Annotated in this window: 20 protein-coding genes; 12 read left to right on the forward strand and 8 right to left on the reverse strand. The window is 73.3% G+C overall.

The genetic code is table 11. From position 1 onward, the window contains the following. Window positions 1-170: 170 nt before the first annotated feature. The gene (locus Asera_RS26565; RefSeq protein ID WP_030444473.1) at window positions 171-995 is read right to left on the reverse strand and encodes an ABC transporter ATP-binding protein; all 825 of its coding nucleotides are present in this window, start codon (window positions 993-995) and stop codon (window positions 171-173) included. Window positions 996-1272: 277 nt separating this feature from the next. Between Asera_RS26565 and glgX the strand changes: the two genes are divergently transcribed. Then, on the forward strand, window positions 1273-3297 hold the full coding sequence (glgX, locus tag Asera_RS26570; protein ID WP_051801583.1) for a glycogen debranching protein GlgX: 2025 nt from the start codon (window positions 1273-1275) through the stop codon (window positions 3295-3297). 97 nt (window positions 3298-3394) lie between these two features. On the opposite strand, the gene Asera_RS26575 is transcribed toward glgX, so the two are convergent. Continuing rightward, entirely contained in the window at window positions 3395-4054 is a 660-nt protein-coding gene (locus Asera_RS26575) for an N-acetylmuramoyl-L-alanine amidase (protein WP_051801578.1), read from the reverse strand. 425 nt (window positions 4055-4479) lie between these two features. On the opposite strand from Asera_RS26575, the gene Asera_RS26580 reads away from it, so the two are divergent. Beyond that, complete coding sequence (locus tag Asera_RS26580) at window positions 4480-5469, forward strand: LacI family DNA-binding transcriptional regulator (RefSeq protein WP_030444470.1); 990 nt, start codon at window positions 4480-4482, stop codon at window positions 5467-5469. Here the strand turns inward: Asera_RS26580 and Asera_RS26585 are convergent. The 3 genes from Asera_RS26585 to Asera_RS26595 all read right to left on the reverse strand — a co-directional run bounded on the left by Asera_RS26585 (window position 5438) and on the right by Asera_RS26595 (window position 9797). Further along, window positions 5438-5875, reverse strand: coding sequence for a GntR family transcriptional regulator (locus Asera_RS26585; protein ID WP_084130880.1), 438 nt, complete (start codon window positions 5873-5875; stop codon window positions 5438-5440). The genes Asera_RS26580 and Asera_RS26585 overlap by 32 nt on opposite strands. A 12-nt stretch (window positions 5876-5887) precedes the next feature. Then, a complete protein-coding gene (glgP, locus tag Asera_RS26590) occupies window positions 5888-8476 on the reverse strand; it encodes an alpha-glucan family phosphorylase (protein ID WP_030444468.1) in 2589 nt (862 codons plus the stop codon). 118 nt (window positions 8477-8594) lie between these two features. After that, window positions 8595-9797, reverse strand: coding sequence for an ROK family transcriptional regulator (locus tag Asera_RS26595; protein ID WP_051801576.1), 1203 nt, complete (start codon window positions 9795-9797; stop codon window positions 8595-8597). Between the two features lie 230 nt (window positions 9798-10027). Here Asera_RS26595 and Asera_RS26600 point away from each other — a divergent pair, with 230 nt between their 5' ends. The 8 genes from Asera_RS26600 to Asera_RS26635 all read left to right on the forward strand — a co-directional run bounded on the left by Asera_RS26600 (window position 10028) and on the right by Asera_RS26635 (window position 20863). Beyond that, the gene (locus Asera_RS26600) at window positions 10028-11353 is read left to right on the forward strand and encodes an extracellular solute-binding protein (RefSeq protein ID WP_030444466.1); all 1326 of its coding nucleotides are present in this window, start codon (window positions 10028-10030) and stop codon (window positions 11351-11353) included. A gap of 154 nt (window positions 11354-11507) precedes the next feature. Further along, the gene (locus Asera_RS26605; protein ID WP_030444465.1) at window positions 11508-12476 is read left to right on the forward strand and encodes a carbohydrate ABC transporter permease; all 969 of its coding nucleotides are present in this window, start codon (window positions 11508-11510) and stop codon (window positions 12474-12476) included. Beyond that, window positions 12476-13336, forward strand: coding sequence for a carbohydrate ABC transporter permease (locus tag Asera_RS26610; RefSeq protein ID WP_030444464.1), 861 nt, complete (start codon window positions 12476-12478; stop codon window positions 13334-13336). Before Asera_RS26605 ends, Asera_RS26610 begins: the two co-directional genes overlap by 1 nt. Window positions 13337-13392: 56 nt before the next feature. Continuing rightward, window positions 13393-14871 carry a glycoside hydrolase family 3 protein gene (locus tag Asera_RS26615; protein ID WP_030444463.1) on the forward strand — a complete coding sequence of 493 codons (1479 nt, stop codon included), beginning with the start codon at window positions 13393-13395 and terminating at the stop codon, window positions 14869-14871. 222 nt (window positions 14872-15093) lie between these two features. Further along, window positions 15094-15423, forward strand: a complete 330-nt coding sequence (locus Asera_RS26620; protein ID WP_157034613.1) for a hypothetical protein — start codon at window positions 15094-15096, stop codon at window positions 15421-15423. A 139-nt stretch (window positions 15424-15562) separates the two neighbouring features. Continuing rightward, window positions 15563-17530: an alpha-1,4-glucan--maltose-1-phosphate maltosyltransferase gene (locus Asera_RS26625; protein ID WP_030444461.1), complete on the forward strand. Its 1968-nt coding sequence runs from the start codon at window positions 15563-15565 to the stop codon at window positions 17528-17530. A gap of 70 nt (window positions 17531-17600) precedes the next feature. Then, window positions 17601-19448, forward strand: coding sequence for a maltose alpha-D-glucosyltransferase (treS, locus tag Asera_RS26630; RefSeq protein WP_084130879.1), 1848 nt, complete (start codon window positions 17601-17603; stop codon window positions 19446-19448). After that, window positions 19445-20863, forward strand: a complete 1419-nt coding sequence (locus Asera_RS26635) for a maltokinase N-terminal cap-like domain-containing protein (RefSeq protein ID WP_169745791.1) — start codon at window positions 19445-19447, stop codon at window positions 20861-20863. Before treS ends, Asera_RS26635 begins: the two co-directional genes overlap by 4 nt. 35 nt (window positions 20864-20898) lie before the next feature. Here the strand turns inward: Asera_RS26635 and Asera_RS26640 are convergent, their stop codons facing one another. Beyond that, window positions 20899-21093, reverse strand: coding sequence for a PLDc N-terminal domain-containing protein (locus Asera_RS26640; protein WP_030444458.1), 195 nt, complete (start codon window positions 21091-21093; stop codon window positions 20899-20901). A gap of 73 nt (window positions 21094-21166) precedes the next feature. Here Asera_RS26640 and Asera_RS26645 point away from each other — a divergent pair, with 73 nt between their 5' ends. Both Asera_RS26645 and Asera_RS26650 read left to right on the forward strand, forming a co-directional pair. Next, on the forward strand, window positions 21167-21985 hold the full coding sequence (locus tag Asera_RS26645) for a MerR family transcriptional regulator (protein WP_030444457.1): 819 nt from the start codon (window positions 21167-21169) through the stop codon (window positions 21983-21985). A 55-nt stretch (window positions 21986-22040) separates the two neighbouring features. Next, entirely contained in the window at window positions 22041-22715 is a 675-nt protein-coding gene (locus tag Asera_RS26650; RefSeq protein WP_030444456.1) for a uracil-DNA glycosylase, read from the forward strand. Window positions 22716-22765: 50 nt separating this feature from the next. Here Asera_RS26650 and Asera_RS26655 read toward each other — a convergent pair whose 3' ends face one another. Together Asera_RS26655 and Asera_RS26660 are read right to left on the reverse strand one after the other, a co-directional pair. Next, on the reverse strand, window positions 22766-23614 hold the full coding sequence (locus Asera_RS26655; protein ID WP_211255453.1) for an FHA domain-containing protein: 849 nt from the start codon (window positions 23612-23614) through the stop codon (window positions 22766-22768). A 192-nt stretch (window positions 23615-23806) separates the two neighbouring features. Beyond that, window positions 23807-25684 (reverse strand): serine/threonine-protein kinase, encoded by a 1878-nt coding sequence (locus Asera_RS26660; RefSeq protein ID WP_084130878.1) that lies wholly within the window; start codon window positions 25682-25684, stop codon window positions 23807-23809. Window positions 25685-25784: the final 100 nt, after the last annotated feature.

Raw genomic sequence — 25784 nt, forward strand, 5'->3', positions numbered from 1 at the left:
GCGGGCCGGGTCGCGGCGCCGCCTGGCCCCGACCTTAACCGGTCGGTAGCCTCCGCCCAGCGCACCCCACCGGTCCGTCGATCAAGACCCGCCGAGTTGATCAAGGGCCCACTCGGTTGATCAAGGGATTGGTGCGCGGAGTCCTCGCACGATGTGGACGAATCCCTTGATCAACTGGGTAGGGGGTGGGACAGGGCGGTGTAGCGGTCGCCGATGCGGTTGACCGACAGGGGCAGGCCGAAGGTGTCGGACAGGTTGTCGCCGGTGATCACCTGGTCGACCGGGCCGGCGGCGACGACCGCGCCGTCGCGGACCAGCAGGGCATGCGTGAACCCCGGCGGAATCTCCTCGACATGGTGGGTGACCAGCACGATCGCCGGCGCGTCCGGGTCCGCCGCGAGCGTCGCCAGCCGGCGTACCAGATCCTCCCGGCCACCCAGGTCGAGCCCGGCCGCCGGCTCGTCGAACAGCAGCAGCTCCGGATCGGTCATCAGCGCCCGGGCGATCTGCACCCGCTTGCGCTCGCCGTCGGAGAGCGTGCCGTACCGCCGCCCGGCGAGCCCGGCGACGCCCCAGCGGGCGAGCAGCTCGCCGGCTCTCGCGTCGTCCATCGCGTCGTAGCTCTCCCGATACCGGCCGAGCACGCCCCAGGCCGCGGTGAGCACCGCGTCGTGCACCGTCTCGTCCGGCGGGATCCGCACCACATGATGCCCGCCGACCAGCCCGAGCCGGGTACGCAGCTCGGCGATGTTGGTGCCGCCCAGCCGCTCGGCGAGCACGTGCACCGTGCCGGTGGACGGGTAGAGCCGGCCGGCCGCCAGGTTGAGCAGGGTGGTCTTGCCCGCACCGTTGGGGCCGAGCACCACCCACCGCTCGTCCAGCTCCACCTGCCAGCTCACGTCGCGGACCAGGGCGTTGCCGTCGCGGGTGACCGTCACCGCGTCCAGCGCGACGACCAGATCGGGATCGGTGTTGGCTGCCACCGCGCCATCCAATCATGGCCGCCGCCGGGTGCGATCGGGTGGCGGCGGCGATCATGAAGGTCGGCACCGACCGGCGGTGGAGACGGAGGTCGGCACCGACCGGCGGTGGAGACGGAGGTCGGCACCGACCGGCGGTGGAGACGGAGGTCGGCACCGATTGGCGGTGGAGACGGAGGTCGGCACCGATTGGCGGTGGGAGTGGGAGCGGGTGCCGGCCAGCGGCGATCAGCGTGTCGGCGCCGATCGGCGGGGATCATGGGCGTCGGGGCCGGCAGGTGGTGGAGGTGGCATGGAGCTGGGTGCGACGCCGATCGCGGACGGGGTGCGCTTCGCGGTGTGCGCGGCGGACGCCGACGCGGTCGAGGTGTGCCTGTACGACGGCGCGGGCGGCGAGCGGCGGGTGCGGCTGAGCGAGCGTACCGACGACGTGTGGCACGGGCACGTGCCCGGCGTCGGTGTCGGCGACCGGTACGGGCTGCGCGCGTACGGGCCGTGGCAGCCGCACCGCGGGCACTGGTTCAACCCGGCGAAGCTGCTGGTCGACCCGTACGCGCGGCGGTTGACCGGGGCGCCGGCGGACCATCCGGCGTTGGGCAGCGTGGCCGCCGGTGGTGCGCCGGACGACCGCGACTCGGCGCCGTACCTGCCGCGTGCGGTGGTGACCGCGGCGCCGGCGCAGGTGTGGCGCCCGCCGTTGCGCCCGTGGACCGACACCGTGCTGTACGAGCTGCACGTGCGCGGGTTCACCGCCCGGCTGCCGGAGGTGCCGGAGCCGCTGCGGGGCAGCTACGCAGGGCTCGCGCACCCGGCGGCGGTGTCGCACCTGCGCCGGCTCGGGGTGACCGCGGTGGAGCTGCTGCCGGTGCAGCACGCCGCCACCGAGCCGTTCCTCGCGCAGCGCGGCCTGACCAACTACTGGGGTTACAACACGCTCGGGTACTTCGCGCCGGACAGCCGGTTCGCCGCGACCGCCGACCCGGTCGCCGAGTTCCGGGACATGGTCGCGGTGCTGCACGACGCGGGCATCGAGGTGATCCTCGACGTGGTCTACAACCACACCGCGGAGGGCCCGCCGACCGGCCCGACGCTCAGCTGGCGCGGCCTCGCGAACCGCACGTACTACCGGCTGGAGCCGGGCGATCCGGCCCGCTACCGCGACTTCACCGGCTGCGGCAACACCCTCGACGTCCGCCAGCCGGCGACGCTGCGCCTGGTCCTGGACTCGCTGCGGTACTGGGTGCTCGCGCTCGGCGTCGACGGGTTCCGGTTCGACCTGGCCAGCGCGCTGCTGCGGGGCGAGTCGGGCGTGGCGCAGTACCCGGGCTTCCTCGCCGCGATCGCGGCCGACCCGGTGCTGCGCGAGGTACGGCTGATCGCCGAGCCGTGGGACCTGGGCGCCGGTGGCTACCGGGTCGGCGGGTTCGGGCCGGGCTGGTCGGAGTGGAACGGCCGGTACCGCGACGCGGTGCGCGACTTCTGGCGGGGCCGCGCGGACAGCCTGGCCGAGATCGGCACCCGCCTGGCCGGCTCCGAGGATCTGTACGGCGAGGGTGGCCGCGGACCGGGGGCGTCGGTCAACTTCGTCACCGCGCACGACGGCTTCACCCTGCGCGACCTGGTCAGCTACGCGCGCAAGCACAACGAGGCGAACGGCGAGGGCGGCGCCGACGGTACCGACGACAACCGGTCGGAGAACAACGGCGTCGAGGGGGACACCGACGACCCGGCGGTGCTGTCCCGGCGCCGCCGTCAGGTGCGCAACCTGCTCGGCACGCTGCTGCTGTCGGCCGGTGTGCCGATGCTGCTGGCGGGCGACGAGCTGGGCCGCACCCAGCACGGCAACAACAACGCGTACTGCCAGGACAACGAGGTGTCGTACGTCGACTGGGACGGCGCGGACCCCGAACTGCTCGCCTTCACCGCCCGGCTGCTGGAGCTGCGCGCCGCCGAGCCGGTGTTTCGCCGCCGGCACTTCTTCACCGGCGCCGCGCTCGACGGCCGGCGCGACCTGGTCTGGTACCGGGCCGACGGCGCCGAGGTGACCGCCGCGGACTGGCACGCCGGCGGCGCCGGCACCCTCGGCGCCTTCCTCGACGGCGCTCGCGCCGACGCCGGTACCGGCGGCTCCTTCCTGATGTACCTGCACGGCGCCGGGGTGGACGCGACGGTTCGGCTGCCGCCGGCGGCGACCCGGTGGCAGGTCGTGGTCGACACCGCGGAGGCGCTGGCCGGCGAGTATCCGGCGGGTGACCGGATCACGCTGACCGCGCGCAGCCTGCTCGTGCTGCGCGCCGTCGACGTCGCGGCCGGGTGAGTGCCGGCCGGGTGAGTGCCGGACGGCTGAGTGCCGGCCGGGTGAGTGCCGGACGGCTGAGTGCCGGCCGGGCCCGCCGCCCGTGCGGGCCGGGCGATCAGGCCCGGACGAGGGCCAGGTACTTGTCCCAGTCCCAGTACGGGCCGGGGTCGGTGTGGTCGGTGCCCGGCACCTCGACGTGGCCGATGATGTGGTCCCGGTCCATCGCGATGCCGTACCGGTCGCAGATGTCGCGGGTCAGTTTCGCCGATGCGGTGTACATCGCGTCGGTGAACCAGCTCGGGTCGTCGACCCAGCCCTCGTGCTCGATGCCGATGCTGCGGGTGTTGTAGTCCCAGTTGCCGGCGTGCCAGGCGATGTCCTTCTCCCGCACCATCTGGTCGATGTACCCGTCGGCGGAGCGCGTCACGTAGTGCGCGCAGGCGGCGTGGCTCGGGTCCTGGAACAGGGTGATGGTGTCGTCGAACGTCTCCTGGGTGACGTGGATGACCACCAGCTCGATCGGGTACGTGCTGGGCCGGTTCGACCTGGTGTAGTTGCTGGTGCTGGCCGGCACCCAGTGCGCGGCCGGGTAGTCGACGCCGCTGGCACCGCGGCGAGCCGCTCCGCTGGCACCGCGGCGAGCCGCGTCGCTGGCACCGGTGCGCTGTGGTGCGGCTGCGGCGGCGCCGGCCAGGCCGGCGCCGAGCACGCCGGCGGCTCCGGCCGCGGCGGTGAACAGCGCGCGGCGAGACAGTCCTCTGTGGACCGAAGTCATGGGCACTCCCCAGAACCTGGGCCCGGCGCCGGACGGCACCGGGCGATAACCGGATAATCCGATCAGACAGGCTTAATACATCGAAATACACATGTCAATAGTTTCCAGTAGAAACAGGCATCGCGATTCTTTCCTACACGACCGGGTCGTTCCGCTCCGGCCGGCGGCGTGTGCCGTGCCCCAGTGCCCGCCGCCGGCGACCCCGACGCCGCCGCCAGCCGATACAGTCCCGGTACGAAGGGACGCGGCGTGACGGCCGCGCGAACGGGAGGTGGCATGGGGTCGACACGACGCGAGCCCAGGGCGTGGCCCGGAACCCCCGGCGCGCGGGGTTCCGCACCGCGCCCGTGGCTGCCGGGCAGCCCCCGGCAGGACGCGAGCCGCCCGGGACCGCACGGTCCCGGCGCACCGGCGAGCCGGTAGCCGTGCGCGTCACCATCCGCGACGTGGCCCGCGCGGCCGGCGTGTCGGTGTCGACCGCCTCGCGCGCGCTGACCGGCGCCCGCCCGGTCGGCGAGCAGATCGCGGTCCGGGTCCGGGACGCCGCCACCGCGCTCGGCTACCGGCAGAACCGGGTCGCGAGCGCGCTGCGCACCCAGCGCACCGACACCATCGGCATGGTCGTCCCGCAGATCTCCAACCCGTTCTACCCGGTCCTGGTCGAGGCGATCGAACGCTGCCTCGGCGACGACAACCGGCAGCTGCTGCTGTGCGACGCGCGGCGCGACGCCACCGTCGAGTCCGCCCGCATCCACGCGCTGGCCGACCGGCAGGTCGACGGGCTGATCGTCGCCCCGGTCAGTACGGTCGCCAGCGCCGCGGCGCTGACCTCGATCGCCGGCGAGGTACCGGTGGTCCAGGTCGACCGGTCGGTCGCGGACACCGCGCTGGACTGGGTCGGCGTCGACGATGTCGCCGGCCTGCGGCTGCTCACCGAGCACCTGGCGCAGGTCGGCGCGCGCACCGCCGTGCTGGTCGGTACCGTCTCCGAGTCGTCCGCCGGCCGCACCCGGCTCGCCGAGTTCGGCCCGGCCGCGGCCCGGCACGGGTTGTCGACCGCCGAACCGCTGCTCGGCGCGTACGGCGTGGAATGGGGCGTCCGCGCCGTCGACGAGCTGCGCGCGCGAGGCCCGCTGCCGGACGCCATCGTCTGCGTCAACGACGAGATCGCCCTCGGCGTACTCCAGGGGCTGCGCGCCGCCGGCATCTCGGTGCCCGGCGAGGTCGTGGTCACCGGGTTCGACGACAACGGCTTCGCCGCGCTCGCCGACCCGCCCCTGACCACCGTGCGGCAGCCGCACCAGCAGATCGCCGCCGAGTGCCTGCGGCTGCTGGACCGTCCGCGCGGCGGCCCCACCCGCCGCATCGCCCTCGCCCCCACCCTCATCGTCCGCGCCTCCACCACCCTGCGCTGAGCCCGACCGGCCGGGTCACCACGCCGACCACCCGGTCACGCGTCAACGGTCCGTACCTGCGCAAGTGGCGGTGCGCCGACGGTGTCAGGACAGGCGGTGCCTGGGCCCGGCATCGCCGTAGCTCCAGCCGCAGCGGTCCGTGCGCGGCGAGGGTGGCGTCCGCCAGCGTGCGGGTCACGAACGTACCCACGCCCGGTCTCGCCGCGACGAGCCCGTCGTGTTCCAGCTCCCGGTACGCCTTGAGCACGGTGTTGGGGTTGATCGCGAGCCGGCCGACCACGTCCTCGACCGTGGGCAGCCGGTCGCCCTCGCGCAGCATGCCCAGCCGCAGGGCGTGCCGCACCTGCTGAACGAGTTGCGCGTAGGGCGCGACGCCGGACCGCCCGTCGAGATGGAACTCGATCATCCCTTCCAGCGGTCAGGCCTGGTCCGGGTAGCGGACCAGGGGAAGGTCGGTGGGCCGGGAGAGCAGCGGGTGGGCGGGCAGGACGCGGACCGTGCAGCCGGCGGCGCCGGCGCGGGTCAGCGGGACGTCCGCGGCGTAGCTGTAGCCGGCGTCGGGATCGCCGTCGACCAGCCGCATCGGCTCGGTGACCACCCCGGTCAGCTCGTCCGAGCCGTCCTCGCCGAGCGCGCCGGTGCAGACCTGCACGCGTACCTCGGCCGGCGTCAACCGGCCGAGGCGCACCCGGGCCCGTACCCGCAGCGCCGCGCCGAGCGCGGGGGCGGTGCGGTCGTCGAGCTCCACCTGTTCGACCGCGACCGCCGGCCAGGCGGCGGTCGCCCGGCCGGCGAACTCGGCGAGCTCGCGGCCCGGTGCGCCGCCGTCGGCGGTCATCCGCCGCGACGCCAGCGCGGCCGGACGGTACAGCCGGTCGACGTACTCGGTGAGCATCCGGTCGGCGAGCACCCGCGGGCCGAGCGTGGTCAGCGTGTGCCGGACCGCCTCGACCCAGCCGCCCGGTACGCCGTCCTCGTCACGCGCGTAGAACAGCGGTACCACCTGCTGTTCGAGCAGCTCGTACAGCGCGCCGGCCTCCAGCGCGTCACGCCGGCCCGGATCGCCCACCCCGGCCGCGGTGGGGATCGCCCAGCCGTTGCGCCCGTCGTACAGCTCGTCCCACCAGCCGTCCCGGATGGACAGGTTGAGCCCGCCGTTGAGCGCCGACTTCATCCCCGAGGTCCCGCACGCCTCCAGCGGCCGCTGCGGGTTGTTGAGCCACACGTCGCAGCCGGCGACGAGGAACCGGGCCAGCCGCATGTCGTAGTCGGGCAGGAACACGATCCGCTGCCGCAGCCGCGGATCGTCGGCGAACGTGACCATCTCCTGGATCAGCCGCTTGCCGCCGTCGTCGGCCGGATGTGCCTTGCCCGCCACCACGACCTGGACCGGCCGGTCGGTGTCGGTGAGCAGCCGCTGCAGCCGGGCCCGGTCGGCGAGCATCAGGGTCAGCCGCTTGTAGCTCGGTACCCGCCGGGCGAAGCCGATCGTCAGCACGTCCGGGTCGAGCGCGTCGGCCACCCAGCCGAGTTCGGCCTCGGTGGCGCCGCGCCGCAGCGCCGACGCGCGCAGCCGGCGGCGCACCTCGGCGACCAGGTTGGCGCGCAGCTCGCGGCGCACCGCCCACAGGTCGCCGGCGGGCATCGCGGCCACCCTCGCGAACGCATCCGTCTCGTACGGCGCCTCGGCCGCGGCCGAGTCCGAGGTGTCGACGCCGGCTCGCTGCGCCAGCTCCAGCCCCGGCCTGGACACCCAGGTACCGCCGTGCACGCCATTGGTGACCGAGGTGATGGGCACCTCGGCGACGTCGAAGCCGGGCCACAGCGAGGCGAACATCTCCCGGCTGACCTGGCCGTGCAGGGCGGACACGCCGTTGGCGTGCTGGGCCAGCCGCAGCCCCATGTGCGCCATGTTGAACACCGCCGGGTCGGTCTCCGCACCCAGCGCGAGGATCCGGTCGGCCGGCATCCCGGGGCTCGCGTTGTCCCCGCCGAAGAACCGCTCGATCGTCTCGCGCGGGAACCGGTCGATGCCGGCCGGTACCGGGGTGTGGGTGGTGAACACGGTGCCGGCCCGCACGATCCGCAGCGCCGCGTCGAAGTCCAGCTCGCCCGGCTCGACCAGCTCCCGGATCCGTTCCAGGCCAAGGAATCCGGCGTGCCCCTCGTTGGTGTGGTACACCTCCGGCGCGGGCGCACCGGTGACCCGGCACCAGGCCCGTACCGCGCGGACACCGCCGATGCCGAGCAGCGCCTCCTGGACCAACCGGTGGTCGACCCCGCCGCCGTAGAGCCGGTCGGTGACGGCCCGCTCGGCCGGCCCGTTGTCCGGCACGTCGCTGTCGAGCAGCAGCAGCGTGACCCGGCCGACGTACGCCTGCCAGACCTGGGCCCGCAGGGTGCGCCCCTCGGGCAGCCCGACGCCGATCAGCACCGGCGCACCGGACGCCTCGCGCAGCAACCGCAGCGGCAGCTGGCCGGGGTCCACCGTCGGGTACTGCTCGGTCTGCCAGCCGTCCGCGGTCAGCCCCTGGGTGAAGTACCCGGCGCGGTAGAGCAGCCCGACCGCGACGATCGGTACGCCCAGATCGCTCGCCGTCTTCAGGTGGTCGCCAGCGAGGATGCCGAGCCCGCCGGAGTACTGCGGCTGCGTCTCCGTGATGCCGAACTCCGGGGAGAAGTACGCGATCGAGACCGGCGCGTCGGCCGGCAGCGTCTGGTACCAGCGGGGTTCGGTCAGGTAGCGGCGCAGGTCGGCGTGGACCGCGTCGAGCCGCAGCCGGAACTCCGGGTCGCCGGCGAGCTCGGCCAGCCGCGGCGCGGACACCTGCGCCAGCAGCCGGACCGGGTCCTGCCCGACCGAGCGCCAGCCGGCCGGGTCGATCGCCGCGAACAGGTCACGGGTGGGTGGATGCCAGGCCCAGCGCAGGTTGCCGGCAATGTCGTCGAGGGCGGCCAGCGGCTCGGGCAGGGTGGCCCGGACCGTGAACCGTCGGAGCGCTCTCACGGGTTCTGGACAGTACCGGCTGCGCGCCGCAAGCTGGGCCGAAACGCCCTAGAGCCGGTGGGGGAACCTTCGAACGAGCGAGCCGGAGTCGGTTCGCCCGCTCGCCTGAACGCACCCGTCACGGCGCGGGGTCCGGTTCGGGTTCGTCGGCGTCGTTGCCCTCGAAGATCTCCTCCCGGGCGGAGGCCAACGCGGTCAGCACCGCGCCGTGCAGCACCGGGTCGGCGGCGATGGTGGTACCGACGACCCTCGGGGCGACCGGCGCGAGCTCGCGCACCTCGCGTTCCACCCGGGCCGCGAGCTCGTCGCCGCCGGCCTGGCCCACCTCGCCGGCGAGCACCACCAGCCCGGGGTCGAGCACGACGGACACGGCGGCGGCGCCGAGCGCGATGCGCCGGGCGATCTCGTCCAGCAGCGCCCCGCCGCGGTCCGGGTCGGCGACCGCGGCGGCCACCGCCGCGGCGGCGGTGCGCTGGCGGAAGCCGTGTTCGCGGGCGAGCGCCCGGATCGGCTCGGCGCCGGCGAGCGCGCTGAACGGTGCCTTGTGCGCGCGGGTGACCCCGTGCACCAGTTCGACGCCGGGCACCGGCAGGTAGCCGACCTCGCCGGCGGCACCGAGCACGCCCTGGTAGAGCCGGCCGTCGAGCATCACGCCGACGCCCATGCCGCGGTCGCACCACAGCAGCACGAAGTCGTCCACGCCGGCGCCGGCACCGAGCCGGTGCTCGGCCACGGCGGCCAGGTTGACGTCGTTGACGATCCGTACCGGCCGGTTCAGGTCGGCGGTGAGCGCGGCGAGCAGGCCGCGGTGCCAGCGCGGGAGCTCCCAGGAGAACGACACCTCGCCGGAGCGTGGGTCGATCACGCCGGGCGAGCCGAGGACCACGTGGCGGATCTTGCCGGCCGGCACCTCGGCGGCCTTCGCCGCCTGCGCGAGCACCTCGTGCACCAGCCCGACCGGGTCGTCGGAGATGTCGGCGGCGACCTCGACCCGGCCGTGTTCGACGCCGGTGAGGTCGGCGGCCGAAGCGGTGACACCGTGCGGCCCGATCGCCATGCCCACCACGTACGCGGCGGACGCCACGACCGCGTAGAGCTGGGCGTTTGGCCCGCGGCCACCGGCGGACACGCCGACCCGCTCGACCAGGCCGCGCTGCTCCAGCCGTTCGACCAGCTGGGACGCGGTGACCTTCGACAGCCCGGTCAGCTCGCCGAGCTTGGCCCGGGTCAGCGGGCCGTGCGCGAGCAGCAGTTCGAGGGCAGCGCGGTCATTAAGAGCTCGTAACAACCGCGGCGTCCCGGGCTGACGGCGTCGACTCATCACCATTCGTCCTCTAGTCTTTAGGAAACTTTCCTATTAAATTCTCTCAGGGACACCCGCCAGCTTAGAGCGCCGTGCGGTCGCGGTTGCCGTGCGCCGCACGGTGCCCGCAGTCGACCGCGCCCGTACCGGTCGTCGACGGGCGGCCGGCAGCGGCACCGTGCCGCGCGGCGACCGGCGAGCGTGCCGGCGGGCTCGCCCTTCGAGCGCACCACATCCAGGGAGGATGCGTGAAACATCGGCTGATGGCCGCCGCCGGACTGGCCGCGGTTCTGTTGGGAGCCGCGGCGTGCGGCAACGGCAGTGGCTCCACCGGCAGTACCGGCAAGATCGACACCAGGGGCGACAAGAGCGCGACCGGCACGCTCACGGTCTGGCTGCAGGTGGACGCGCAGTCCAGCTGGCCGAACGCGGTCAAGGCCGCCACCACCTCGTTCCACAAGAAGTTCCCCAAGGTCAAGGTCAAGGTGAGCTACCAGGCCTGGAACGATCACCTGACCAAGCTGGACGCGGCCCTGACCGGCACCCACGTGCCGGACGTGGTCGAGATGGGCGACACCGAGACCACCTCGTACCTCGCCAACGGCGCGTTCCGGGACCTGACTGACTCGAAGAACCTGTTCGCCGACTCGGCCAACTGGAACTCCGGCCTCGCCGCGTCCTGCACGTACGAGGGCAAGGTCTACTGCGTGCCCTACTACTCGGGCAGCCGGATCGTGTTCTACCGCAAGGACATGTTCGCCAAGGCCGGCATCAGCGCTCCGCCGAAGACCCTCGCCGAGCTGATGACCGACGGCGGCAAGCTGAACAAGAAGTACGGCTCCGACCCGAAGTTCTCCGCCTTCTACATGCCGGGCAAGTTCTGGTACTCGGCGATGTCGTTCGTGCAGGACGCCGGCGGCACCATCGCCACCAAGAAGGGCGACAAGTGGGTCGGCGGACTCGACTCGCCGGCCGCGATCAAGGGCCTGACCCAGTGGAAGGCGCTGTCCGACCAGCTGTCGAAGGCCAGCAAGACCAACGACGAGGCGCACCCGCAGCAGTACACGGTGATGGCCCAGGGCCACGTGGCCATGATGTACGGCCTGGGGTGGGAAGGCGGCAGCGTCTCCGCCGACGGCAACGGCGGCAACCCGAAGCTGAAGGACTCCATCGGCAGCTTCGCGATGCCCAGCGGCTCGGGCAAGCAGGCCATGCAGTCGTTCGCCGGTGGTTCGGACCTCGCGATCACGGCCAAGAGCCAGCACCCGGACTGGGCGGCGGCCTGGACCGCGGCGATGACCTCGCAGTCCAACGAGACGCTGCTGATGAAGGCCGGCAACGTGCCGAACACCACCACGCTGCTGGAGCAGGCCAAGTCGGACCCGACGCTGTCCGCCGCCGCCTCGTCGGCCACCGACAGCTGGATGGTGCCGATCGCGACCGGCTGGCCGAAGGTCGAGAAGAGCAACATCCTGCAGAACGGCCTGTCCGCCATCGCGACCGGCTCCCAGAGCGTCGCGGACGCCTGTAAGCAGATGAACCAGCAGGTCGAACAGGCGCTCAACGCGTCCTGACCGACGAAGACCCGCCGGGTCGGCTCCCCTCGATCGGGTCGGCCCGGCATCCACCCCGCACGGCCGGGCCGGGCCGATCCGATCTCCGGGTCGGCCCGGCGAGCACGCGCACCGCAGAGCCGGCCGGTGTACCACACTCACCGCAGGGAGCAGCATGTCCGCGTCCACCCAGGCCCCGGCCAAAGCCGCCGGTGCGGCTCCGCCGGGGCCGCCGCCTCGCCGCCGGCGCCGTCTCGCTCCGACGGCGATCGGCTACCTGCTCATCCTGCCGACCGTGGTCGTGCTCGTCGGCGTCCAGGGGTACCCGCTGGTCAAGCTCGCGCTGCTGTCGGTGCAGGACCTGACCCAGCGGGAGCTGTTCAGCGGGCTGCCGGCGCCGTTCATCGGCCTCGGCAACTACGCGACGATCCTCTCCGACCCCGACTTCCTCCTCGTGGTGCTGCGCACCGTGGTGTTCACCGCAGCGAACGTGGCGCTGACCCTGGTGCTCGCCACCGCGCTCGCGCTGGTGATGCGGGCGGCATCGCGGTGGTGCCGGTTGCTGCTCACCGTCGTCCTCATCTGCGTGTGGGCGATGCCGCAGGTGGTGTCGACACTGGTGTTCAACTGGCTGTTCGACTACGAGTTCGGCGTGGTGAACTGGCTGATCGGACGGTTGCCCGGGGTCGACATGAACGGGCACGACTGGTACGCGAACACGATCTCCGGGTTCGGTGTGATCACCCTGATCGTCGTCTGGGGTGCGATCCCGTTCGTCGCGATCACCCTGTATGCCGGCATCTCCCAGGTGCCGAAGGAGCTGGAGGAGGCGGCCCGGGTCGACGGCGCGAACGGTCGGCAGATCTTCTTGCGGGTCACCTACCCGATCCTGCGGCCGATCTACACCATCGTCACGGTGCTGTCGGTGATCTGGGACTTCCAGGTGTTCAACCAGGTCTGGGTGGCGCGCGGCGGCCGGCCGGAACCGCAGTACCAGATTCTCGGGGTCTATTCGTTCGTGCGGGCCTTCGGCGTCAACGAGTACAGCCTCGGCGCCGCGATCGCGGTGATCACGGTGCTGCTGCTGCTGGTCTTCACGGTGTTCTACATCCGGCAGAGCCTGCGCCGAGGGGAGATCGACTGATGACGAGCGAGCCCACCAGGCCGCCCCGCCGCGGCCGGCGCGGTGGCGGCCGGATCGCCGCCAACATCGTCGGCGTGGCCGCCTCGGTCCTGCTGATCTTCCCGGTGTACTGGATGGTGCTCACCGCCTTCAAGCCGGGCGACGAGCTGCTGACCTACACCCCGCACTTCGCCACCCTGCATCCCACGCTGGCGAACTTCTCCCGCGCGATCCACGCGCCGCACTTCGGTGACGCGCTGGGCAACAGCGTGCTCATCGCGTTCAGTACGATGATCATCGCGTTGGTGCTGGCGCTGCTCGCGGCCGTCGCCATCGCCCGGTTCCGCTGGTACGGGCGGCGGGCGTTCATCTTCGCCATCCTGGTCGTGCAGATGGTGCCGATGTCCGCGCTGCTCATCCCGCTCTACCTGATGCTCAACTCGATCGATGCGGTCAACAAGCTGTCCGGGGTGGTCCTGACCTACCTCGCGTTCGTCCTGCCGTTCAGCATCTGGACGCTGCGCGGGTTCGTCGCCGGCGTGCCGGCGGAGCTGGAGGAGGCGGCGATGGTCGACGGCTGCACCCGGCTGCAGGCGTTCTTCCGGATCGTGCTGCCGCTGGTGTTCCCCGGGCTGGTGGCGACGTCGATCTACGCGCTCATCCAGTCCTGGAACGAGTACATCATGGCGTACGTGCTGCTCTCCGACCAGAAGAAGGAGACGCTGCCGGTGTGGCTGGTGTCGTTCGTCTCCGCGCACGGCGTCGACTACGGGGCGCTGATGGCGGGCGCGACGATGATGGCGCTGCCCGTGGTCGTGTTCTTCGCCATCATCCAGCGGCACGTCGCGAGCGGCCTGACCGCCGGCGCGGTCAAGGGATGAGGCAGGCAGCGCAGCTCGTCCGGGGAGCACAGTGAGCGATCGAAAGGCCGTAACCGATGACCGATGATCCGTCGTTGCGCAGCCAGGCGCTGCGCACCCTGCTCGCCGCGTTCCCGACCGCCACCGCCCCGGACTGGGTGCGCCGGCTCGGCGACCAGGGGCTCGGCGGGGTGGTCCTGTTCGGGCACAACATCGTGGACGAGTCCCAGGTCACCGGGCTGATCTCGACGCTGCGGGCCGGTCGGCCGGAGCTGATCGTGGCGCTCGACGAGGAGGGCGGCGATGTCACCCGGCTCGGCTACACCTCCGGGTCGCGCTACCCGGGCAACGCGGCGCTGGGTGCGGTCGACGACGAGAACCTCACCCGCCAGGTGTACGCGGCACTCGGCGGCGAGCTGGCCGCGCTGGGCATCACGCTCGACCTGGCCCCCACCGTCGACGTCAACTCCGCGCCGGACAACCCGGTCATCGGTACCCGCTCGTTCGGTACCGACCCGGCCCGGGTCGCCGCGCACACCGTCGCCGCGGTCCGCGGGCTCGGCGACGCCGGCGTCGCCGCCTGTGCCAAGCACTTCCCCGGCCACGGTGCGACCCGGGTCGACTCGCACGAGGCGGTACCGGTGGTCGACGCGCCGCTGTCGGTCCTGCGGGAGCGCGACCTGCCGCCGTTCGCCGCGGCCATCGGCGCCGGTGCGCCGGCGATCATGACCGCGCACCTGCGGGTACCGGCGCTCACCGGCGACCTGCCGGCCACCTTCAGCCCGGCCGCGCTGGGCGACCTGCTGCGGGGCGAGCTCGGCTTCGGCGGCGCGATCATCACCGACGCGCTGGAGATGGGCGGCGCCGCCGGCGACGCCGGCATGGGTATCGCCGCGGTGCGCTCGCTGGCCGCCGGCGCCGACCTGCTCTGCCTCGGCGCGAAGATCACCGAGGAGCTGGTCGAGGCGACGGTGGCGGAGATCGTCGCCGCGGTGCACGACGGCCGGCTGCCCGCCGAACGGCTCGCCGACGCCGCCCGCCGCTGCGCCGTGCTGGCCGCCGCCACCCGGGCCGACCGGGCCACCGGCGGCGTTTCGGTGCCGGTACCGGACGAGATCGGGCTCGCCGCGGCCCGCCGCGCGCTGCGCGTGTACGGCACGCTCCCCCGCTCGCCGCGACCGCTGATCGTCGAGCTGGACGCGCCGCCGACGATCGCGGTCGGCGAGGTGCCGTGGGGGCTGCTGCCGTACCTGGAGGCGACCGACGCGCCGGCCGATCTGGTCCGGCTGCGACCGCTGTCGGACGAGCCGGTCGACGTCGACGCGCTGGCCCGCCGGGCCGCCGGCGGGCCGCTGATCCTGGTCAGCCGGGACACCCACCGGCACGCCCGGATCCGCGAGGTGATCGAGCAGGTCACCGCCGCCTACCCGCAGGTGGTCCTGGTGGAGATGGGCTGGCCGGCGTGGCGGCCCCCGCGCGCGGTGGGCTACCTCGCCACGTTCGGCGCCGGTCCGGCGAACGCCCGGGCCGCGGCCGAGGCGCTGCTCACCGGCTGACGGGCGCACGCAGGCCGGCGGCGGGCGCGGTAGCGTGGCACGGCCAGCGCGAAGCCCGTCCGTGGAGACGTCATGTCCTACCCGCCGACCGGCGGCCCGCAGTACCCGCCGCCGTACGGTCAGCCGATGCCAGCGCCACCGATGCCGAACCCCCCGGTGCCGGGCCCACCGACGAGCGGCGCGCCCGGCGTCCCGCCGTACCGGCCCGCGCCCGCTCCGGCGATGCCACCGCAGTCCCCGCCGTACCCGTCGGCGCGGTACCAGGGCGCGCCGGGCCAGGGCGGCCCGTACCCATCGGCGCCGTACCAGGCCGGCGGTGCGCCGGCGCCGAACGGGCAGTACCCGGCGCAGGGTGCACCGCAGTACGGCCCGCCCGGGTACGACCCGTACCGGCCGATGCAGCTGGGGCAGCCGCGCTCGAGCGGGTTCGGCGAGGCCGCCGCCGGGGTGGGCAGGACGCTCGCGATCCGGCTCGCGATCCGGATCGGCGTCGCCGTGGTGGCCGCGATCATCGCGGTGATCATCGCCATCGTGAAGATCGCCGCCAGCTGACCGGCTCCGCCGCCTCGGCGGACACGACCACCGCCCGGTGACCGCCGGCCGTCCGTGACGGCAACCCGGCGACACATCGCGAGGGCAGATGAGCGCGGCGTAGTGCGCGACGGCACGTCGGTGGATACGGTGGACACCGATGACCGGACGAATTCCCATCGAATCCGTTTCCCCCGTCGTGGACTGTGGCCGGGCGCCGGCCAAGGCCGTCGTCGGCGAGTGGGTGACGGTGTCGGCAACCGTCTACCGGGAGGGCCACGACGCCCTCGGCTGCGCCGTGGTCTGGCGCAGCCCGGCCGGGTTGAAGCAGCCGTTCACCCGGATGACCGAGACCGAGCCCGGCACCGACCGGTGGGCGGCGCCGATCCGGCCCGACCTGATGGGCCGGTGGAGCTACTGCATCGAGGCCTGGAGCGACCCGTACCGGACCTGGCGGCACGCGGTGGTCGCCAAGCTGGACGCCGGGCAGGGCGTCGAGGACCTGGCGAACGATCTCGCGGACGGCGCCGAGGTGCTGGTGCGCGCCATCCGGCTGGTGCCCAAACCGGACCGGCCGCAGGTCACCGAGGCGGTGCTGGCGCTGCGCGACGCGACCGCCGATCTGGCGCACCGGGTCGCCCCGGCGCTCGCGCTGGAGCGGCTGCTGTGGCGCTACCCGGTCCGTGACCTGGTGTCCCGCTCGTCGAGCCAGGCGATCTGGGTGGACCGGCCGCGCGCCGCGTTCGGCTCCTGGTACGAGTTCTTCCCCCGGTCGGAGTCCGGCCACGCCACGGTGGAAGGCCGGCCGGAACACGGCAGCTTCAAGACCGCGGCCGAGCGGCTGCCGGCGATCGCCGACATGGGCTTCGACATCGTCTACCTGCCGCCGATCCACCCGATCGGCGTGGTCAACCGCAAGGGGGCGAACAACGCGCTGGTGGCCGGGCCGGACGACCCGGGCGTGCCGTGGGCGATCGGTTCGGCCGAGGGCGGCCACGACGCGGTGCACCCGCAGCTGGGCAGCCTGGACGACTTCGACGCGTTCGTCGCCCGCACCCGCGAGCTGGGTATGGAGGTGGCGCTCGATCTCGCGCTGCAGTGCGCGCCGGACCATCCGTGGGTGCGCGAGCATCCCGAGTGGTTCACCCAGCGGGCAGACGGTTCGATCGCCTACGCGGAGAACCCGCCGAAGAAGTACCAGGACATCTACCCGCTCAACTTCGATCGGGACCCGAAGGGGCTGCGGGCGGAGATCCTGCGGGTGGTGACGCACTGGATCGACCACGGGGTGAAGGTGTTCCGGGTGGACAACCCGCACACCAAGCCGGTCAACTTCTGGCAGTGGCTGATCGAGCAGGTGCACGCCGACCATCCCGACGTGCTGTTCCTGGCCGAGGCGTTCACCCGGCCGGCGATGATGAAGGGGCTGGCGAAGGCCGGCTTCACCCAGTCGTACACCTACTTCACCTGGCGTACCAGCAAGGCGGAGCTGACCGAGTTCGGCACCGACCTGGTGCGCAGCGCCGACTTCATGCGGCCGAACCTGTGGCCGAACACGCCGGACATCCTGCACGAGAGCCTGCAGTACGGCGGCCCGCCGATGTTCACCATCCGGGCGGTGCTGGCCGCGACCCTGTCGCCGTCCTGGGGCGTGTACTCCGGCTTCGAGCTGTTCGAGCACGTCGCCCGCGCGCCCCGCAGCGAGGAGTACCTGGACTCGGAGAAGTACCAGCTGCGCCCGCGCGACTGGGCCGCCGCGGCGGCGTCGGGGCACACCCTGGCGCCGCTGATCACCCGGCTCAACGCGGTCCGTCGGGCCAACCCGGCGCTGCAGCAGCTGCGTGATCTGACGTTCCATCACGTGGACAACGATGCGGTGCTGTGTTTCTCCAAGCGAGATGCGGCGAGCGGCAACACCGTCCTGGTGGTCTGCTCGTTGGACCCACACAACGTGCAGTGGGGGAACACCGCGCTCGAGCTGCCGGCACTGGGTGTCGGCTGGTCGGACCGGTTCGCCGTGCGGGACGAGCTGACCGGCGCCGAGTACGACTGGGGCCAGTTCAACGCGGTCCGGCTCGACCCGTACGAACAGCCGGCGCACCTGCTGACCGTGCATCCCCACGGCTGAGCCACACCTCAGACCCACCCACCCCCCACCCACACGACAACAGCGACAACGGCGAAGCGCGAGGTGCGCGGTGAGTGAGACGACCCTCCGGCGACCCCGGGAAGCGGACCGGGCGACCCCCGACGGTGGACGGCCGGACGTCGACGACGGCAGCTACGTCACCGCCGACGGGCAGGTGTCGCATCCGGTACCGGACGACTTCCGGTCGGCGCGCAGCCTGCCGGCGGATCCGCACTGGTTCAAGCGCGCGGTGTTCTACGAGGTCCTGGTGCGGGCGTTCAACGACTCGTCCGCCGACGGCTGCGGCGACCTGCGCGGGCTGACCGCGAAGCTGGACTACCTGTCCTGGCTCGGGGTCGACTGCCTGTGGCTGCCGCCGTTCTACGCCTCGCCGCTGCGCGACGGCGGCTACGACATCAGCGACTTCTACCAGGTGTTGCCGGAGTTCGGCACGGTGGAGGACTTCGTCCTGTTGCTGGACGAGGCGCACCAGCGCGGCATCCGGGTGATCACCGACCTGGTGATGAACCACACCTCCGAGTCGCACCCGTGGTTCCAGGAGTCCCGGCGCAACCCGGACGGCGACTACGGCGACTTCTACGTGTGGTCCGACGCCGACGAGCGGTACCCGGACGCGCGGATCATCTTCGTCGACACCGAGGAGTCGAACTGGACGTTCGACCCGGTACGCCGGCAGTTCTACTGGCACCGGTTCTTCTCCCACCAGCCGGACCTCAACTACGACAACCCGCGGGTGCAGGAGGAGATGCTGTCGGTACTGCGGTTCTGGCTCAACCTCGGCATCGACGGGTTCCGGCTGGACGCGGTGCCGTACCTGTTCGAGCGGGACGGCACGAACTGCGAGAACCTGCCGGAGACGCACGCGTTCCTGCGCAACGTGCGCAAGGTCGTCGAGGACGAGTACCCGGGCCGCGTGCTGCTGGCCGAGGCGAACCAGTGGCCGACCGACGTGGTGGAGTACTTCGGCGACCCGGACGTCGGCGGCGACGAGTGCCACATGGCGTTCCACTTCCCGCTGATGCCGCGCATCTTCATGGCGGTACGGCGCGAGTCGCGGTTCCCGATCTCGGAGATCATGGCGCAGACGCCGGCGATCCCGTCCGGCTGCCAGTGGGGCATCTTCCTGCGCAACCACGACGAGCTGACGCTCGAGATGGTCAGCGACGAGGAACGCGACTACATGTACGGCGAGTACGCCAAGGATCCGCGGATGCGGGCCAACATCGGCATCCGGCGCCGGCTCGCCCCGCTGCTCGACAACGACCGCGACCAGCTCGAGCTGTTCACCGCGATGCTGCTGAGCCTGCCCGGCTCGCCGATCCTGTACTACGGCGACGAGATCGGCATGGGCGACAACATCTGGCTCGGTGACCGGGACGCGGTGCGTACCCCGATGCAGTGGACGCCGGACCGCAACGCCGGGTTCAGCCAGGCCAACCCGGGCCGGCTGTACCTGCCGACGATCATGGACCCGATCTACGGCTACCAGGCGATCAACGTGGAGTCGCAGCTCAACTCGTCGGCGTCGCTGCTGCACTGGACGCGGCGGATGATCGAGATCCGCAAGCGGCACCCGGCGTTCGCCTTGGGCGACTTCCACGACCTGGGCGGCTCCAACCCGTCGGTCCTGTCGTACCTGCGGGAGTACCGCGGGCACGCCGAGGAGGGCGACGAGTCCTCGCCGGAGATCCACGACGTGGTGCTGTGCGTCAACAACCTGTCCCGCTTCCCGCAGCCGATCGAGCTCAACCTGCGGCAGTGGGAGGGCTGGGCACCGATCGAGCTGTCCGGGCTGGTGCCGTTCCCGCCGATCGGTGAGCTGCCCTACCTGCTCACGCTGCCCGGGCACGGCTTCTTCTGGTTCCAGATCAGCCCGCGGGACGAGGTCGGCGCATGACCGCCGACCGCGGCTCCGGCGCCACCGAGCGGGCGGTGGCGCTGGCCGGCGCGCTCGCCCGCTGGCTACCCGAGCAGCGCTGGTTCGCCGGCAAGCACCGGGCCCTCCAGGCGGTGACCCCGGTGTCGGCCGTGGCGCTCGGCGACGTGCAGCCGCGACTGGACCACCTGGTGGTCCAGGTCGAGTACGCGACCGGCGAACCGGAGCAGTACCAGGTGCTGGTCGGCTGGCGCACCGTGCTGTCGGAGAAGCTGGAGCACGCCCGGATCGGGACGGTCGGCGACTACGTCGGCTACGCCGGGCTGTGGGACGACGAGCTGGCCGACCTGCTGCTGGCGGCGCTGGCCGGCGGCGAGCAGCACGGCGGCCTGGTGTTCCGGCCCGAACCGGGCGCCACGATCACCCGCGGCCTGCCCAGCCGGGTGGTCGAGGTGGAGCAGTCGAACTCGTCGGTGGTGTTCGACGAGGAGTCGATCCTGAAGCTGTTCCGCCGCCCCACCCCCGGCGCCAACCCGGACGTCGAGCTGAACCGGGCGCTGCGCCGGGTCGGCTGCCCGCACGTGGCGCCGCTGCTCGGCGAGATCGGCGGCGAGCTGTTCGGCGCGGCCGTCTCGTACGGGATGCTGTCGGCCTACGCGGCGAACTCGGCGGACGGCTGGGCGATGGCGACGGCGAGCGTGCGGGACCTGTTCGCCGAGGGGGATCTGAAGGCGGACGAGGTCGGCGGCGACTTCGCCGCCGAGGCGCACCGGCTCGGCGAGGCGGTCGCCGCGGTACACGCCGACCTGGTCACCGCGCTGGGTTCCGGCCAGCGGGACGCCGACGGGCACGCCGAGCTGTCCGCGGCGATGATCGGCCGGCTCGCCGACGCGGTGCGCACCGTGCCCGAGCTCGCCCGGTACGCGCCGCGGCTGGGCGCGGAGTTCACCGCCGTCGCCGATCTCACGGCGTCGTACCCGATCCAGCGCATCCACGGCGATCTGCATCTCGGCCAGGCGCTGCGGACCCCGACCAGCTGGCTGCTGATCGACTTCGAGGGCGAGCCGGTCAAGCCGCTGGCCGAGCGGGTGCGGTCGGACTCGCCGCTGCGCGACGTCGCCGGGATGCTCCGCTCGTTCGACTACGCGGCCGAGCACCTGCTCGTCGGCGAGGGCGCCGACCACCAGCTGGAGTACCGGGCGCAGGAGTGGGCGGCGCGCAACCGGTCGGCGTTCACGGCCGGGTACACCGACGCCGCCGGCCAGGACCCCGGGCGGCACCGCACCCTGCTGCGCGCGTACGAGCTGGACAAGGCGGTGTACGAGGTCGTGTACGAGGCGCGGCACCGGCCGGCGTGGCGGTGGATCCCGCTGCGCTCGATCGCCCGGATGCTCGGCTTCGAGGTACCGGCGCCGGGCGACCTGCCCACCGCCTGACCGCCGCGGCGGGCCGCCGGCCGCCGGCCGCCGGCTCAGCGGCGGCGCCCGAACAGCAGGTAGGCGAGACCACCGATCGGGACCGACCGCACGCAGATCACCACCCAGACCATCCGCGGCAGCAGCAGGAGGTCTCGTTCGTCGGCCCGGGCGAGGTCGGTCACGCAGTACGCGGCGAAGCCGGCCGCCACGACCGCGACCATCAACGCCGCCGTCAGCGACGCGCACATCGGGCAGACTTCCCGCTGGTCATGTGGTGATTGTCGACCCCGATCCGGCGGGAGACCAGACGAGGATGGCGTCATGTTGACGATCGGGGACTTCGCCCGGCACGGCCGGGTGTCGGTGCGGATGCTGCGGCACTACGACGCGCTGGGGTTGCTCGCGCCGGCCCGGGTCGACGCCGCCACCGGCTACCGCTACTACACCGCCGACCAGCTGGCCCGGCTGAACCGGATCGTGGCGCTCAAGGATCTCGGGCTGAGCCTGGCGCAGGTCCGCGCGGTCCTCGACGACCGGCTGACCGCCGAACAGCTGCGCGGCATGCTCCGGCTGCGGCACGCCCAGCTGCGGCAGCAGATCGAGGCGGACACCGCCCGGCTGGCCGGCGTCGAGGCGCGCCTCGCGATGATCGAGCGTGAGGGGCACCTGCCCGCCGCGGAGATCGTGGTCAAGAACCTCCCGGCGGTCCGCCTGGCGCAGCTGACCGGTGTGGCCGCCGGCTGGGACCCGGCCGACATCACCCCGGTGATCGTCCCGCTGTACGGGCGCCTCCGCGCCCTGCTCGACCACCACGACGTGCGACCCGTCGCGCCCGACATTGCCTGGTACACCGACGATCCGGGTGGCGGGATGCTGGTGCACGCCGGCGCGCAGGTGGACGTGGCGCCGGCGGCGGCGTACCCGTTCGAGGTGGTCGACCTGCCCGCGGTGGCGACCGCGGCGACGCTGGTGCACCGGGGGGCGATGGCGGACTCCGACCCGTCGTTCCAGGCGCTCGGGCGGTGGATCGGCGACAACGGGTACCGGTCCACCGGGTACCGCGAGCTCTACCTGTCCTGCCCGGGGCCGGACCAGTCCGGCTGGGTCACCGAACTCCAGGAACCGGTGGTACCGGCGTGACCGGCGGGCACCCGATGTGTGCCCGTGTCGTACCCGGTGGGTAGGCTCCGCGGTCATGACTGGGCAAGGTTTGGCCGAGGTCGTCGACGCGAGTTGGGCGCAGGCGTTGGCGCCGGTGGCAGAGCAGATCAGCGCGATGGGCGACTTCCTGCGGGCGGAGAACGCGGCGGGTCGCGGCTACCTGCCGGCCGGCGACCGGGTGCTGCGCGCGTTCACCCAACCGCTCGCCGACGTGCGGGTGCTCATCGTCGGGCAGGACCCCTACCCCACCCCGGGTGACGCGGTCGGGCTGTCGTTCTCGGTCGCGCCGGAGCGCCGCATCCCGGCCAGCCTGCGCAACATCTTCCGGGAGTACTGCGACGATCTGGGCTACCCGAAGCCCGCGACCGGCGACCTGACCCCGTGGGCCGAGCACGGCGTGCTGCTGCTCAACCGGTGCCTGACCGTGCAGCCGGGCAAGCCGGCCGCGCACCGCGGCAAGGGCTGGGAGAAGGTCACCGACGCGGCGATCCGGGCGCTGGTGACGCGCGGTGGCCCGCTGGTGGCGATCCTGTGGGGGCGCGACGCGCAGTCGCTGCAGCCGCTGCTCGGCGACACGCCGGTGCTCAAGAGCGTGCACCCGTCGCCGATGTCGGCCGATCGCGGCTTCTTCGGTTCCCGGCCGTTCACCCGCGCCAACGACCTGCTGGTCCAGCAGGGCTCCGCCCCGGTCGACTGGAAGCTCCCCTAGCCGCTCGGCCCGCCGGTCCGGGCGCACGGTTCGGGCCGGTACGGTGCGGCTCAGTCGAGGTGGGCGTCGAGCAGGGCCAGGTCGGGCGGGATCAGCGTGGTGGACAGCATCAGTTCGTGCAGCAGGTTGTCGTTGAGCGCGTTGCCGACCGGCTCGCCGACCTCGTCCCGGGTCAGCCCGGCGACCCCGGCGGCCGACAACCGGGTACGTATCGCGGCGACGTGATGCTCGACCCGCTTCGGCGTCCACCCGGCGTCCGGGAACAGCTCGGCGAGCTGGTCGGCGGCCTGCCGCCAGGCGAGCGGCTGCGGGTGCGCGTCGTGCCGCAGGTAGCGCTGGCCGAGCACGATCAGTACCGCGCGTTCCTCGTCCGCCAGGTGCCACAGCCGGGGCGGCTGGGTCTCGTCCAGCGGGCGTTCGCCGGGGCGGTCGCCGGCATCGGCGGCGACGTACACCTCCAGCAGGTGGTCGCGGTCGGCCGAGCCGCGTACGAACAGCGGCGAGTAACCGTGCGCGAGCGGTACCGGCTCCTCGCCGTGGAACAGCAGCCGCGAGCCGGGCAGCCGGATCGGCAGCCGGCCGGTGTTGCGCACCCACCAGCGGCCGTCGCTGTGCAGCAGCACCCCGTGCCGGCGGCTGACCCCGCGGTCGTCGACGCCGACGCAGACGTGCACGTCCTCCGCGTTGCGGCCGAACAGGATCGTGCGCCCCTCGCGGGGTCGCATCTCGATGCCGCCGCGGAGGGCGAGGACGAAGATCGTGCCCGGCACCGACTCCGGCACACCGAACGCCAGGCTGTCGTGGCCGGGCGGCAGCTGCTGGCCACTGCCACCGGCTCGTCGCCGCGCCCCGCCCTGCACGAAGACCTCCTGGAGCTTCGTCCGGTTTACCCCTAGCATGACCGATCCGTGCCGCCGCCGGGCGCCCGCCCCGGCCGGGTACGGGACCCCTCCCGGGCCGACCGCAGAGAATCGGCGGGGTGCGCGTGCCCGGCACGAACCGCGGCTCGGGGGCGGCGAGGTGGTGCGCGGCGGCCGGCTGGCCGTCGCGCACGATCTCGCCGGTACGGGGATCGTCGGCACGGCGGGTCGTCAGCGCGGCGGCAGGCGGCGGGCCGCGGCACCGGCGAGCCGCTCGGCGAGCGGGCAGCGCCGGGCGCCGGCCCCGTCGCCCTGCACGACGAGGTACAGCAGCTCCTCGGTCGGGCCGTTGGCCGGGTCGTCGTAGCGGCGTTGCACGACCTGGACCAGGCAGGTCCCGTCGCCGTCACCGTCCGCGGTGACGAACGCGGACCGGCCGGCCAGCCGCACCGGTCGACCGTCCTCGCTGGTCAGCGGCTCATTCCGGTCGAAGCGCCAGCGCAGCGAGGTGTGCTCGGCGCCGTCCGCGGCGCAGTCCCAACCGGCGAATCCCCGCTCGATCGGGGTAGCCACCCCGGGTACCCCGCGCAGCAGGGCGCAGCCGTCGACGCGGCCGAGCGAGCCGGCCGGGAACGGGTGGCGCCGCGGCACCGTCCCACGGCGCAGCACGGTCGCCGCCGCCGTGGTCGCGGTGTCGGCGACCGGGCACAGCTCGGCGCTCCCGTCGCCGTCCAGTACCGCGACCACCCAGACCCGGTAGCCGCCCGGCACCGGGATCTCCCGCGCGCACGCGCCGTCGTCCTGCTTCTCCCGGTGCACCGGGAGTCCAGCGACGGTGGCGCGCGGGCCCGGCACCGTACCGACGTCGAACTCGACCTGCACGTCGAGATCGCCGCCGTGCTCGCGGTCCACGATCACGTCGCACCGGTTGAAGTTGCCGTAGGCGGTCTGCAGGTCGACGTCGCCGTAGCGGCGCAGCCCGGACGGGTCGAGCAGCGCGCACGGGTCGGCCGTCGCGGGGTCGCCGAGCGAGGGCCGCGGCGCCGGCCGGACCGCATCACCGCCGACCGCGACGGCGAACGCCGCGGTGAGCGCGGCCACGGCGACCGCGGCGGCGGTACGGCCCAGCCGCCGGGGCCGTGGCCCGGCGGTCGCGGTGAGCAGCTGCCGGGTGGTGGCGGCCTCCGGCCGGGCAGCCGGGTCGGTGGACAGCAGCGCGGTGAGCGCCGGCGCCAGGGTCCCGGCGTGCGGCGCCGGCAGCAGCGCGCCGGCCAGCGCCCGCCGGTGCAGCGCGGCGGGGTGGCTCACCGGGCCGTACGGCGAGTGCCCCTCGACCGCCGCGTACAGCGTCGCACCGAGCGAGAACAGGTCGGCGGCGGTGGTGGCCGGCCCGCCGGCGGCGACCTCGGGTGCCTGGAACGCCGGCGTGCCGCCGACCGTACCGGCGTCGGTCGTCGACGAGGTCGGCCCGCCGATCCCGGCGCGCTCCGGCCGCCCCGCGACGCCGTCGCGCTGCCCCGCCGTACTACCGTCGCCGTCCCCGGCGGGAGCGCCGGCGGCGGACGGTCCGGTGCGAGGGCCGGCCGGCACCGGGCCGGCCGATCCGGGCGGCCGCCGGGGACCCGGCACGCTCGGCACCGGCCGGGACAGGCCGAAGTCGATCAGCTTGACCGCGTCCTGCGGGCCGACGAGCACGTTGCCCGGCTTCACGTCGGCATGCACGACTCCCTTGGCGTGTAACGCATCCAGCGCCTCGGCGAGCTGGACGCCGAGCGCCGCGGCGCGGGCCGGGCCGATCGGGCCGGACTCGGCGAGCAGCTGCGCCAGGCTGCGCCACGGCACGTACTCCATCACCAGCCAGCGCTGCTCGCCGTCGGTGACGACGTCGTAGAGCGTGACGACGTGCGGGTGTTGCAACACCGCGGCGGTACGCGCCTCCCGGCGCAGCGCCCGCCCGGCGCGCGGCCCGGTCTCCTGCGAGCGCTTCACCGCGACCGTACGGCGAAGTTCCAGATCGGTGGCGCGCCAGACCAGCCCCATGCCGCCCAGCCCGACCTGCTCCTCCAGCCGGTACCGGCCGGCGATCGGTCCAGCCATCGGCCCAGTCATCCGGGCACCCTCCCGGCAACGCGCGGTCGGCGGTCGCGGGGCATCGTCCCGACGGCGGTCGGGGCCGCCCCAGGACGCGACCGGTGATCTTCCGGCCGGC

This window comes from Actinocatenispora sera (genome assembly GCF_018324685.1).
Classification (GTDB): domain Bacteria; phylum Actinomycetota; class Actinomycetes; order Mycobacteriales; family Micromonosporaceae; genus Actinocatenispora; species Actinocatenispora sera.